Origin of the sequence: Aquabacterium sp., from assembly GCF_016234775.1 — a bacterium.
Taxonomy (GTDB): Bacteria; Pseudomonadota; Gammaproteobacteria; order Burkholderiales; family Burkholderiaceae_C; genus Aquabacterium.
In genome coordinates, this window is record NZ_JACRAH010000001.1 from 323,648 (window position 1) to 335,501 (window position 11,854).

Below are 11,854 nucleotides of genomic sequence, written 5' to 3' on the forward strand. Positions count from 1 at the left end.
GCGCTTCAGGCAACCCTGGGTGTGGGGTTGAGTATCCGTGGCGCCGTGGACAGGTCGCCGGTGTCCATGCAGGCACTCAGGTTGACGAAGCGGTAGCGCCCGCGCGCCTTGGCCTCGTACAGTGCCTCGTCAGCTTGTTGAACCAGGCTTCCAGGCGTGGTGCTGCCATCTGGAATGAGGCTGACAAATCCACCTGAAAGCGTGACGTGGCTGGCTACGGCCGAATCCGGGTGGTAACGGCCGTCGCGGTCCAGGGCGTGCTGCAGGGCCATGGCGAAGGTCAGCCCGCCTTCGGCCGGCGTATTGGGCAGCAACAGCACGAATTCCTCGCCGCCGTAGCGCGCCGCGTAGTCCAGCGGGCGACGGCAGACCTGTTTGAGAATTTCGCCAATGTGGCGCAGGCAGGCATCACCTTCGATGTGCCCCAGGCGGTCGTTGTAGCGCTTGAAGAAGTCCACATCGCACAGCAGGACGGTCAACGGGCGTTGATCCCGGCGCGCCTGGGCGACATAGTCTTGCAGTCGCTCGTCGAAGCCGCGTCGGTTGCCGAGGTCGGTGAGCTCGTCATGCAGACTCTTGTGCCTCAGCTGTTCGTTGAGTTCGACCAGGGTCAGTTTCGCCTGCTCCAGTTCGTCGCGCATCCGGATCTGGCGCGAGAGCGCGTGCAACTTGGCTGCCAGCACAGTGGGCGAAACAGGCTTGAACAGATAGTCATCGCCACCCGCCTGGATGCCGCGCAGCAGGTCATCTTCCTGAACCAGGGCAGACAGAAACAGGATCGGCGTCCAGTGCCGGCCTTCGTGGGCACGCACCTGCTTTGACAGCCAGAAGCCATCGTTGTCAGGCAGCAGCACGTCAAGCAGGATCAATTGGGGCGTCTTGTCGAGAAAAACCCGCCAGGCTTGCTGGGAGGTGGTCGCTTCAAATACCTCGTGCCCCAGACGCCGCAACTGCTGGCCGAGGTTGAGCAGCAGGGCAGGATCGTCCTCGACGAGGAGCACGCGCAGGCTCGGCGTATCCATGGAATCTGGCCTCTTGATGTCTGACTGGTTGGGACAGCTTGAGCTTCAAGACAGCAAACTCGGGATCTATTGTGCGCTGCAATATGGCTTTTGCAGCTTGCGATCGGGCAATAAAAAAAGGACACCGTGCGGTGTCCTTTTTTTGTGAGGCGAGATCGCGGAGGATCAGACGCGCTTCTTGTATTCGTGCGTACGGGTGTCGATTTCGATCTTGTCGCCGTTTTCAACGAACAGAGGGACCGGGATTTCGAAGCCGGTGCCGACGATGCGAGCTGGCTTCATGACTTTGCCGGAGGTGTCGCCCTTGACGGCGGGTTCGGTTTCGATTTCACGGACCACGGTGGTGGGCAGTTCGACCGAGATGGCCTTGCCGTCATAGAACACGACTTCAGCTTCCATGCCGTCTTGCAGGTAGTTGATTGCGTCGCCCATGTTTTCGGCTTCGATCTCGAACTGGTTGTACTCGGCGTCCATGAACGCGTACATCGGGTCGGCGAAGTAGGAGTAGGTGCAGTCCTTCTTGTCCAGAACGATCTGATCCATCTTGTCGTCGGCCTTGAAAACCAGTTCGGCGCCAGCGCCGTTCAGCAGGTTCTTCATCTTGATGCGCACGGTGGCTGCACCGCGACCGCCGCGGCTGTATTCAGTCTTCAGGACGACCATCGGGTCCTTGCCCTGCATGATCACGTTGCCAGCGCGGATTTCTTGTGCGAGTTTCATGGTGGATTCCCGATTGTTCCCTTTTAGGGAGTCGATTCTGTGTCTTCAAAGAGGACGAAAATAATGGGGTTGCCGTGATCGGCGACCCGATCAAACGCGCGGGTGCCACAAAGCAAAGCCTCTCATTTTAGCCTGAGCTTGAGGCGAAAGTGAGCAACTGGCTGGTGAGATCTTGCTGCCCTGCCAGCAGATCGCGTGCGTTTTCGCTGTTCCGGCGCCAGGAAGTGTCTGCCTGACGCCAGTCCGGCAGCGTGTCCGGCATGGGGCCCAGGCGGTTCCAGGCCATCCACCAGGCGTGCACCGATGCCCTCAAGGCAGCCGGCCAATCGGCCATCCAGCGCGCCATGAAGGCATCCAGTTTGCCGGCGTGCACGCCGTCATCTTGCTCATAGATGTGCCAGATATGCGGGCGGCCGGCCCACAGGGCGCGCACGGCGGAGTCTTCTCCACGCACCAGATTCAAGTCGCAGCACCAGAGCAGGCGGTCGAAGTCGTCCTGGGGCAAGGCGGGGAGCGGGTGCAGTCGCAAGGTGGCGTCTGGGTGGGTGCGGGCCCAGTCGGACGCGAGTCGGGTTGCGTGGCCAGGCGTGAGCAGTACCCTGGCCTGGGGGGCGGAGGTAGCCAGCCTGTCCAGCAGCTCAGCTACCGGTGCAGAGTCGTAGCAGAACAGCAAGATGGTGCCGCCGAGCTCGGCAGGTGTCTCTTGAACGCCCTGGTCATGGGGCAGATCCACACCGATCCGACGCAGGAACGCATCCTTCAGCGCTGGCGTGCTGGTTTCCGCCTGCCGACGCGCGATCAGATCGGGCTCGCGCAGCAAGCCACCCGTGGCTGGCGTGAAACCTGGGTAGAAAAAGCGCTTGCTCAGGCCCGCGCCCACGCCGGACCACACGGGTGAGCGCAAGCCGTGGCTGCGTTCCACATAGTCTTCCGCGCTCAGATATTCCAGATTGACCCATTGCGCCGGCAGGCCTTGCGCTGCGCGGGCTTGCATGCGTTCAATGAAGGCATCCGGTGGATCGCAGCCAAAAGCCTCCACGACCACATTGCCCGCTTTCAAGCCTGGGTTGGCCGATGCGGGCCTTTCTGCATCGTGCCAGCGGTGTACGGTGACTCCTGGCTGCCCCTGGGCGCCAGGCAACCCCCAGGTCGCATCGCTCTCCGTCCATTGGAGGTACGGTGCCATCCAGTTGAGGGCACTGGCGTCATCGATCCACAGGCGCACCTGTTGGCCACGCTGACCCAGGTCGCAGGCCAGCCGCCAGCACACACCGACATCGCCAAAGTTGTCGATGACACGACAAAACACATCCCACAGCATCGCGGGATTATGGCAAGCCCCGCGCAAGCCATGGGTTGTCAGAGACAATCCTGCCTCATGAGTTTGCCGACAGACCCCGATCAAGCAAGGAACCCTCAACCTGACGAAGGCGCGGCGGCCGTGGCCCAGGAGCAGGCACGCACGCAGGTCTGGGATCGCTTGCTGGCCGAGGTGGCCTCTTTGCCGGGCTTGCCTGGTGTCTACCGCTACTTTGATGCCCGCGGCGAGGTGCTGTACGTGGGCAAGGCGCGTGACCTCAAGAAGCGCGTTTCCAGCTACTTCCACAAGAACCATGGCGGCTCGCGCATCGGGCACATGGTGTCGCGCATCGACCGCATGGAGACCACGGTTGTCCGCAGCGAGGCCGAAGCGCTGCTGCTGGAAAACAACCTGATCAAGACGCTCAACCCGCGCTACAACATCCTGTTTCGCGATGACAAGAGCTACCCGTATCTGAAGATCTCCACGCAGGGCTTCCCGCGCATGTCCTACTACCGTGGCGCGGTGGACCGCAAACACCGCTACTACGGCCCGTATCCCAATGCCTGGGCGGTCAAGGAAACCATTCAGCTGATGCAGAAGGTCTTCCTGATCCGAACCTGCGAAGACGCGGTGTTCAAGAACCGCAGCCGGCCCTGCCTGCTCTATCAGATCAAGCGTTGCAGCGGCCCCTGTGTGGACTTGGTCAGCCAGGAAGACTATGCCGCCAGTGTGGGCCAGGCCGAGCGCTTCCTGCTGGGTGAGCCCGAGGTGGTGCTGGAAGACCTGCAGACACGCATGATGTCGCACGCCGAGCGCCTGGAGTATGAGAAGGCTGCCGAGATCCGCAACCAGATCAAGTCGCTGTCAGCCGTGCTGCACCAGCAGTCGGTCGAGACCGTGATGGACAAGGATGTGGACGTGCTGGCGGTGAAGGTGCAGGGCGGTCGTGCCTGTGTGAACCTGGCCATGGTGCGTGGTGGTCGTCATCTGGGCGACCGGGCTCACTTCCCCGTTCACGTGCAGGACCATGTGCTGGCGCCGGATGAGTTGGCACCTGGCGATGCGGCAGGTGGTGACACCGCAGAGCAGGGCCATGCCGATGCGCTGACCCATGCTACCGAGGTGCGCGTGCTGGAGGCCTTCCTGGCTCAGCACTACCTGGGCGGCGCGATGCCTGCCATGCTGATCCTCAGTCACCTGGTGGATCCCGAGTTGATCGAGGCTCTGGGTGAGCAGGGCGGGCGCAAGGTCCCGGTGGTGTACCAGCCGCGCGAGCAGCGTCGAGCCTGGCTGGACATGGCCATCACCGGCGCGACCCTGTCGCTGGCCCGTTTGCTCAGCGAGGAGGGCTCCCAGCAGGCACGCACCAGGGCGCTGGTGGAGGCGCTCAACCTCGATCTGGACCTGGATGGGCGCGCTGCCGGCTTGTCGTCCGACGAGGCTGATGGCCGTGCCGAGGGGCAGGGCTCTGCGGAAGTGGGTACGTCTGAGGGGGCGCAAGAGCCGGAGGTCGGGGCGGCAGAGGCGGGCGATGCAGGTCAGGCCACTGCCACGCGCGATCCCCTGGCCAGCCTGCGCATCGAGTGTTTCGACATCAGCCACACGGCGGGCGAGGCCACACAGGCGTCCTGCGTGGTCTATGAGCAGCACAAGATGCAGTCCTCGCAATACCGTCGCTACAACATCAACGACATCACGCCGGGTGACGATTACGCCGCCATGAAGCAGGCCCTGACGCGCCGCTACAGCGCGACGGGCACCAAGGCGGCACGGGTGCCGGACATCGTGCTCATCGATGGCGGCAAGGGGCAGGTGTCCATGGCGCGCGAGGTGTTCGAGACGCTGGGCATCCCACTGTCCATCATCGTGGGCGTGGAAAAGGGCGAAGGCCGCAAGGTGGGCCTGGAAGAACTGGTGTTCGCTGACGGGCGGCCCAAGCTGCAGCTGTCACCCAGCTCCGCTGCGCTGATGCTGGTGGCACAGATCCGCGACGAAGCCCACCGCTTTGCCATCACTGGCATGCGTGCCAAGCGGGCCAGTGTCCGCACTGGTGGCAGCCGTCTTGAGGATATTCCCGGTGTGGGGCCGAAGCGTCGGGCCAAGCTCCTGCAGCGATTTGGCGGCGTACGCGGCGTAGCATCGGCCAGTGTGGAAGAGCTGGCTACAGTCGAAGGTATTTCGCGTGAACTGGCCGAGGAGATCTATCGTGCATTGCGTTGACGTAGCAGGTGGCAAGTTGGTCAGGCGTGTGGTGTCGTACGGCCTGTGGTTTGCCGTGGCCTTTGGTGTGGTGGGATGTAGCCTTTTTGGCAAGAAGGAAGAGCCGGCGGGTGTCAGCGCGCGGCCCGTTGCACCGACGCCTGTGCCTATGCCGACAACGGTAAACACCTCGAAGGGGGCGATCAAGCTCCCCGTACCCAACACACCGAAAAGCTGGGCCGACGCACGGCAACAGGCTGCCAACCGCATGGTCTTGGCCAATCCCGACGTGGTCTACACGGGCAAGCCGCCCGACATCCTGCTGGCGATTCCGGTGTTGACGATTGAACTCCATGCCGATGGCGGCATCAAGAACATTGCCGTGATGCGCTACCCCAGTCAGGCTCGTGAAACCGTCGCCATGGCCATGGCGGCCGTCAGGCGCGCCGCGCCCTTTGGTGATGTCAGTCGCTTGCCCAAACCCTGGAAGTTCAATGAGACCTTTTTGTTCAATGCGGACAAGAAGTTCAAGCCGATGACACTGGATCAGCGTTGAAGCGCTCTGTTACGGGGCACAATGCACCCATGTTCTGGACCTTGCCCACCTTGCTCACATGGGCGCGGATCGTTGCGATTCCGCTGATCGTGGGCCTCTTCTATCTGCAGTGGCCGATCGCCAAGATCAACCTGTTCGCGAGTGTCTTGTTCGTGGTCGTTGCCCTGACGGACTGGCTGGATGGATGGTTGGCGAGGCGCCTCAATCAGACGTCGTCCTTCGGGGCCTTCCTGGATCCTGTGGCAGACAAGTTCCTGGTTTGCGCATCGCTGTTGATCCTGCTGGAGTTCAAGCGGGTGACGGCACCGGTGGCGTTGATCATCATCGGGCGAGAGATTGCCATCTCGGCCTTGCGTGAGTGGATGGCGCAAATCGGCGCATCGCGCAGCGTGGCCGTGCACATGCTGGGCAAGCTCAAGACGGCGGCGCAGATGGCGGCCATCGTGTTGCTGCTGTACGACGGTGATATCGGCCTGGGCCTGCACACACGCGTGCTGGGCACATGGCTCATATACGTGGCCTGTGGTCTGACCATCTGGTCCATGGCCTATTACCTGCAAAAGTCCCTGCCCGACATCCGCGCCAAGGCGCGTTGAACACAGTCCGCATAAGGCATCTCGTCGCAGCGAGTTGCCATCGCTTGCCTGCTGTCAAGCGTGCATATCCGCGTCTTCCTCAGGTAGGACGCCGGAATGATTGGGCATAGAATCATTTTCCCGGTTCTCAGCCGGGTCGAGCGGTCCTTACGGTGCTGTCCCCGACCGACGTAGCGCTGCAAGCACGCCAGGATTTTGGAACTCGTTTCGTGGCATCTTTTTGAGGGGATTTTTCGTGAACAAGTCCGAGCTGATTGAACACATCGCCCAGCAGGCCGACATCTCCAAGGCAGCCGCTGGCCGCGCCCTGGACGCGGTCATCGGTGGTGTGTCTACCACACTGAAAAAGGGCGGCAGCGTGTCGCTTGTTGGGTTTGGCACCTTTGCCGTGAGCACGCGCGCGGCCCGTACTGGGCGTAACCCTCGCACGGGCGACGCCATCAAGATCAAAAAAGCCAAGGTACCCAAGTTTCGTCCCGGCAAGGCACTCAAAGACGCTGTGAACTGAGACTAGAATATCGTTTTCTGTCTGTCGGGTGCTTAGCTCAGTTGGTAGAGCGGCGCCCTTACAAGGCGTAGGTCGGGGGTTCGAGCCCCTCAGCACCCACCACCGATAGCGAAGATTTGAAGGCGAACCTTGGTTCGCCTTTGTGTTGTCTGAGGTCTGCCTTCTTCTTTTTGGCTGCAGCACACCTCAAACGCGGTTTGTACTTATGTACTTAAACGGCCCTCAAGAAGGCCGACACCAACTGGTCCATCGCCATGTTTGATTTCGTTCGCAAGCACACCCGCATCCTGCAGATTCTGCTGATCCTGCTCATCCTGCCGTCGTTCGTTGTTTTCGGCATTCAGGGTTATTCAAGCTTTTCCAGCGACGAAGGGGTGGTTGCCAAGGTCGGCTCTCAGAAGATCATGCAGACCGAGTGGGACAACGCCAACCGCAACGTGGCGGAGAACTACCGCGCTCAACAGCCTGGCATCGATGCCAAGTTGTTTGACACGCCAGAATTCAAGAGCAAATCTCTGGACTCGCTGGTCAGGCAGTCTGTGTTGTCCGTCGCTGCGTTCGACCAGAATTTGAGTGCGCCGGTTTCGAGGCTGGTTCGGGCGTTTGCAACCGATCCCCGATTCGCCTCTTTGCGCAATCCCGACGGCAGCCTTAACAAGCAGTTGCTGGAAGCGCAAGGCATGACGCCTGCTCGCCTGGAAGCGCTGTTGCGTCAGGAATTGACCATGGCCCAGGTGCTGGGCGGTGTTCAGTCAACCGGTCAGACATCCACGGTGGCGACCAAGGCGGCCTTGGAAGCGATGTTTCAGGTTCGCGATGTTCAGTGGATGAAGTTCGAGCCGAAGGCCTATGCGGCTGCGCTGAACCCTGGCGTCGATCAACTGCAGGCTTTCTACAAGGATCCCGCCAACTCGGGTTGGTTGACGGAGCCCGAGAAGGCTGACGTCCAGTTTCTGGTGCTTGACCTTGAGGCGCTCAAGACGCGGGTGAGTGTCAATGAGGATGACTTGCGTCGCTCTTACAAAGAGAATGAAAAGCGCTTTACGGTACCGGAAGAGCGGCGCGCTCGCCACATCCTTGTCGAAGTGAAGAAGGATGCATCCGTCGAGCAGAAGAAGGCGGCTCGCGCCAAGGCCGAGCAACTGCTGGCTCAACTCCAGAAAAATCCTTCGCAATTTGCAGAGCTGGCCAAGAAGAACTCTGATGATCCTGGGTCCGCTGCCAATGGCGGTGACCTCGACTTCTTTGGTCGTGGCGCCATGACCAAGGCGTTTGAAGATGCCGCGTTCGCGCTCAAGCCTGGCCAGATCAGTGATGTGGTGGAAAGCGACTATGGTTTCCACATCATTTTGTTGACCGAGGTCCGTGGTGGCCAGACGCAGCCTTACGAGGCAGTGAAGGCGCAACTGGAGGATGACGCTCGCAAGCAGTTGGCCCAGCGCGAGTTCGCCAGCGTGGCTGAGAAATTCACCAACGGTGTGTACGAGCAGTCTGACAGTCTCAAGCCCACCGCAGACGAGTTGAAATTGCAGATCCAGAGCGCAAGCGGTGTGTTGCGTGATCCAGGTTCGAAGGATCAGGGCGTGCTTTCCAATCGACGAGTGCTCGATGCGCTGTTTGATCCTGCCAACCGCAGCAAGTCGCGTAACACCGAGGCCATCGAGGTCGGCCCCAGCAAGTTGGTGTCGGCTCGCATCGTGAAGTACAGCCCCGCTACTCGCCAGCCTTTTGAAGCCGTGCAGACACAGTTGCGTGAGCGCTGGGTTGCCTCTGAATCTTTGAGGGCTGCTCGTAAGGATGCCGAGGGGAAAATGGCTTTGTGGAAGCAGTCGCCCGAGAAGTCGCAATTGCCTGCATCGGTGCAGATGTCTGGCAAGACGATCTATAACCAGCCACCCGTTGTTCTCGAGTCGGCCTTGCGCATTCCGGAAAAGCAGTTGCCTGCCTGGACGGTGGTTGATCTGGGGCCTGAGGGCGTTGCCCTGCTGAAGGTCAACAAGGTGCTGCCAATGCAGATCTCAGAGCAGGAGTTGGGTGAGGCGCAGTCTCAGTATGGTGGCTATTGGGGCAAGGCAGAGGCTGATGCCTACTACCGTGCACTGAAGCGGCAGTACAAGGTTCAGTTTGTCAATGAAGGCAAGAAGACCATGGACAAGGTCACTGAATCGCAAAAAACTTCGGCGGCTGAGTAAAAAGCCAAAAAGCGCGCTATAATCGTAGTCTTTCAGCGGTGGCTATAGCTCAGTTGGTAGAGTCCCAGATTGTGATTCTGGTTGTCGTGGGTTCGAGTCCCATTAGCCACCCCACAGAATAAAAAATCCCCCAGAAGATTGATTCTTCTAGGGGATTTTTCTTTGCGCTGGCAGATTTGATGTGTGCCGAACGAGCGCACAACGCTGCCGCAGCTAAGATGTGTTTACGGGCCTGGTGCTCTCAGAGCCTGCATTTGAGCCTTCAGTGCGGCGACCGCGGCTTTTCTGGCCTTGCGGGCGTCTTGCTCATAGCGGTTGATGGCGCTGTTGCGCAAGGCCAGGCATTTCTCAAGGGTTGCCAGATACTTGTCAGGTGTATAGGTGTTTTGCGAACCTATATAGACGTTGCGTATTTCCGCGCGCCCACCAAAGCGGGGCAAGAGAACAGAAAGATCTGCAGTTAGTGCGCGCCCGGGTCGCTGGCGAACAATGGGGCCTGAAATACCTGCGGGCAGGTCAGACTTTTTGTGGGCGCTGGGCCGATGTTTGATTGTCGTGGATGCGGGCGCAACATTCATGCGTGCTACGAGTTCCGACAATGCGTTTGCCAGTGACCGCCTTGGATCAGCAGCCTCGCCATCGGAAAAAAGTTTGGTGCCTTGATACCTGACTTGCCATCCATGGGTGGATGTGGAGTCAATACGCTGGATGCCTTGGGGAACTTGAAAGCACTGGCCGTCGGGAAGCGTTACTTCACGGGTTTTCATGGTTGCGCCTAAAGAATTGAATGTCGACTCCCCTGTGAATTTGCCTGGATTATGCGTCCGTCACCCTCGATTTGTCATGGCTATCGTTTGCGCAGTGCGGGCAAAGGCAAGCCTTGTTCAGGAGAACTGCTGGAATGCGGGCGAGCGCATCCGGCTTGATGCGTGCCTCGGTGCACCAGCATTCAACTGGTGTGTGTCCTGCCCCCGTCAATGCGCAATGATTTAGGGCACCACACAAAGGGCATGTGTGGTCGTCTGACGAAGACATCTGTGGCACACGAAAATCAAGGCGTTGGTGCGGGCGATTCTTTGGGCATGTCCGCAGTTTGAATGGGCTCGTCTGTCGCATGGGCCTTTCTCATGGCTTTCTCTTCCTTCTTTTTCTTCTTTTCCAGCTCTCTCTGGCGCTTCTCGAACTGGTAATTTGGCTTGGCCATGGCAATCCTTCTTTGGTGATGGACTCACGATACATCAATTGACACAGAAAGCGGGTCAGCTCGCGGTAGATCGTGGCTCGGGAAAGTCCGGGGCTACGTTGGATCCCCGGTGTTGATTCGACCTCTTGCAGCCTTGACTTCGGCGCGAACGGCCTTGCCCTTCAAGCGCTTCAGCCGTGAGCCGTATGTCGGCTTCGTTGGATGCCGGGGCACTTGAACGACGGCGGCCTCGTCGATGAGCGTCGTCAGCCGTGCGAGTGCCTCGGCTTTGTTGTCTTCCAGGCTGCGCGATGATTGCGCCTTGATGATCAGAATGCCATCTTTGTTGACTCTTGAGCGCGGCAGTGCGAGCAACTTTTGCTTGATGTCCGCCGGTAGCGATGATGCAAGGATGTTGAATCGCAAGTGCACTGCGTTCGACACTTTGTTCACATTTTGCCCACCCGGTCCTTGAGCGCGGATGGCCGTGAAATCGACTTCCCCGGGTTGAAGGTGCGCAGTCATGTGATTTTGTTGTTGCAGGAAGTTGAGCGGTGTCAGTCTTCGTCAGGTTCCCAATCACCGGCTTCCTGAAAGTCTCCTTCACCATGTGGCTTTTCAAAGGCTGACCCGATTGGCGCGTTCAGGAAGGGCAGCACGGAAGGGGCCACGTTCGCAATGATGTTCACGTCATGGGTGCCCTGGTTTCTGGCGTTCTCCATGTAGGCATCACTTTCCAGCCCAGACAGGAAGCGCCAACCGCTGTCACCGTTAAACAAGGGTTGTTCGCGGTACATGAAACGTACAGGTCGCCCCTCGACTGTGATCTTGTCGGTTGCTATGCATGAGCCAAGGCCTGTCATCAATGGTTTGATCTGATCCGGTGTGAGATGGAGTTTCTTGCTCATGTTGTTCAGATCGTGTCGGGTAAGGATTAGTTGGCTTGGGACGTGTCCAGGCTCTTGCTGAGCGCGACTTGCTTGCGAGCTGCATCGTGAAAGCGCTGCGACGTGGTGGGTGCGCTGCTGTCCGTTTCATTCCAACGCTCGCGGAAGTCGAGCAAAAAAGCCTCGTCGCCATTGTCGCCCTCCTTGTGGCAGGCGATGTATTGCTCAAGCTCGCGTCGCAACTTGCCGTATCTGATGGCAGCAGCCTTGTGCTCGGTGCACTTCTCGGTGTAGCCCATGAATGTCTGCAAAGCAGCCAGAACCGCTGAGGCAACGCTGAGGAGACCGATGCCAATCTTGACCCATGCCTGAGGGGTGGCGTCGAGACTGGCGAACACCGACGTACCAACCACGGTTCCCAGCACCACGGTTGGTATACCAAGACGTCGATGCATCTTTTCGCTGTGGTTGGATGCGAGGAACTGTTGGATGTGTGCGATGCGAATGCCCACCAACCATTGTTTCAGGAGATCTTCGGTATTCATGTTGAAGCGCCCCGGGTTTCGCGGAGGCCAGTTGGTTTAAGTCAGACGGTCGCGGCCTGACCAGCGCGTTGTTGGTGGTAGTTTGCCTCGAATTCAGCGGGCGGGACATTACCAAGTGGCCCCATCAATCGATGGTGATTGAA

At 59.5% G+C, this 11,854-nt stretch carries 14 protein-coding genes and 2 tRNA genes; 7 read left to right on the forward strand and 9 right to left on the reverse strand.

The features are described from left to right. Positions 1-5 precede the first annotated feature (5 nt). The 3 genes from HY836_RS01430 to earP all read right to left on the reverse strand — a co-directional run bounded on the left by HY836_RS01430 (position 6) and on the right by earP (position 3,111). Positions 6-1,022 (reverse strand): diguanylate cyclase, encoded by a 1,017-nt coding sequence (locus HY836_RS01430; RefSeq protein ID WP_290672790.1) that lies wholly within the window; start codon positions 1,020-1,022, stop codon positions 6-8. A gap of 165 nt (positions 1,023-1,187) precedes the next feature. Further along, positions 1,188-1,742 (reverse strand): elongation factor P, encoded by a 555-nt coding sequence (gene efp, locus HY836_RS01435; protein ID WP_290672793.1) that lies wholly within the window; start codon positions 1,740-1,742, stop codon positions 1,188-1,190. 127 nt (positions 1,743-1,869) lie between these two features. Beyond that, the gene (earP, locus tag HY836_RS01440; RefSeq protein WP_290672796.1) at positions 1,870-3,111 is read right to left on the reverse strand and encodes an elongation factor P maturation arginine rhamnosyltransferase EarP; all 1,242 of its coding nucleotides are present in this window, start codon (positions 3,109-3,111) and stop codon (positions 1,870-1,872) included. Between the two features lie 9 nt (positions 3,112-3,120). Here earP and uvrC point away from each other — a divergent pair, with 9 nt between their 5' ends. The 7 genes from uvrC (at position 3,121) to HY836_RS01475 (ending at position 9,210) form a co-directional block, all read left to right on the forward strand. Then, complete coding sequence (gene uvrC / locus HY836_RS01445) at positions 3,121-5,265, forward strand: excinuclease ABC subunit UvrC (RefSeq protein ID WP_290672799.1); 2,145 nt, start codon at positions 3,121-3,123, stop codon at positions 5,263-5,265. Continuing rightward, positions 5,252-5,800 carry a hypothetical protein gene (locus tag HY836_RS01450; RefSeq protein WP_290672802.1) on the forward strand — a complete coding sequence of 183 codons (549 nt, stop codon included), beginning with the start codon at positions 5,252-5,254 and terminating at the stop codon, positions 5,798-5,800. Before uvrC ends, HY836_RS01450 begins: the two co-directional genes overlap by 14 nt. A gap of 29 nt (positions 5,801-5,829) precedes the next feature. Next, complete coding sequence (pgsA, locus tag HY836_RS01455) at positions 5,830-6,396, forward strand: CDP-diacylglycerol--glycerol-3-phosphate 3-phosphatidyltransferase (protein WP_290672805.1); 567 nt, start codon at positions 5,830-5,832, stop codon at positions 6,394-6,396. Positions 6,397-6,631: 235 nt separating this feature from the next. Continuing rightward, positions 6,632-6,904, forward strand: a complete 273-nt coding sequence (locus tag HY836_RS01460; protein WP_290672808.1) for an HU family DNA-binding protein — start codon at positions 6,632-6,634, stop codon at positions 6,902-6,904. A gap of 26 nt (positions 6,905-6,930) precedes the next feature. After that, positions 6,931-7,006: transfer RNA gene (locus HY836_RS01465), tRNA-Val, on the forward strand. A gap of 152 nt (positions 7,007-7,158) precedes the next feature. Next, positions 7,159-9,096 (forward strand): SurA N-terminal domain-containing protein, encoded by a 1,938-nt coding sequence (locus HY836_RS01470; protein WP_290672811.1) that lies wholly within the window; start codon positions 7,159-7,161, stop codon positions 9,094-9,096. 38 nt (positions 9,097-9,134) lie between these two features. After that, positions 9,135-9,210 (forward strand) — tRNA-His (locus tag HY836_RS01475). Between the two features lie 110 nt (positions 9,211-9,320). Here HY836_RS01475 and HY836_RS01480 read toward each other — a convergent pair. From HY836_RS01480 to HY836_RS01505, 6 genes are all read right to left on the reverse strand, one after another. Next, complete coding sequence (locus tag HY836_RS01480; protein WP_290672814.1) at positions 9,321-9,863, reverse strand: hypothetical protein; 543 nt, start codon at positions 9,861-9,863, stop codon at positions 9,321-9,323. 49 nt (positions 9,864-9,912) lie between these two features. Continuing rightward, on the reverse strand, positions 9,913-10,212 hold the full coding sequence (locus HY836_RS01485; RefSeq protein WP_367114598.1) for a cysteine-rich CWC family protein: 300 nt from the start codon (positions 10,210-10,212) through the stop codon (positions 9,913-9,915). After that, positions 10,148-10,300, reverse strand: coding sequence for a hypothetical protein (locus HY836_RS01490; protein ID WP_290672819.1), 153 nt, complete (start codon positions 10,298-10,300; stop codon positions 10,148-10,150). The genes HY836_RS01485 and HY836_RS01490 overlap by 65 nt, the downstream gene beginning before the upstream one ends. Before the next feature lie 93 nt (positions 10,301-10,393). Next, positions 10,394-10,804 carry an alternative ribosome rescue aminoacyl-tRNA hydrolase ArfB gene (arfB, locus tag HY836_RS01495; protein WP_290672822.1) on the reverse strand — a complete coding sequence of 137 codons (411 nt, stop codon included), beginning with the start codon at positions 10,802-10,804 and terminating at the stop codon, positions 10,394-10,396. 32 nt (positions 10,805-10,836) lie between these two features. Next, entirely contained in the window at positions 10,837-11,187 is a 351-nt protein-coding gene (locus tag HY836_RS01500) for a DUF2185 domain-containing protein (RefSeq protein WP_290672824.1), read from the reverse strand. A gap of 26 nt (positions 11,188-11,213) precedes the next feature. Beyond that, entirely contained in the window at positions 11,214-11,711 is a 498-nt protein-coding gene (locus HY836_RS01505) for a DUF4231 domain-containing protein (protein WP_290672827.1), read from the reverse strand. Positions 11,712-11,854: the final 143 nt, after the last annotated feature.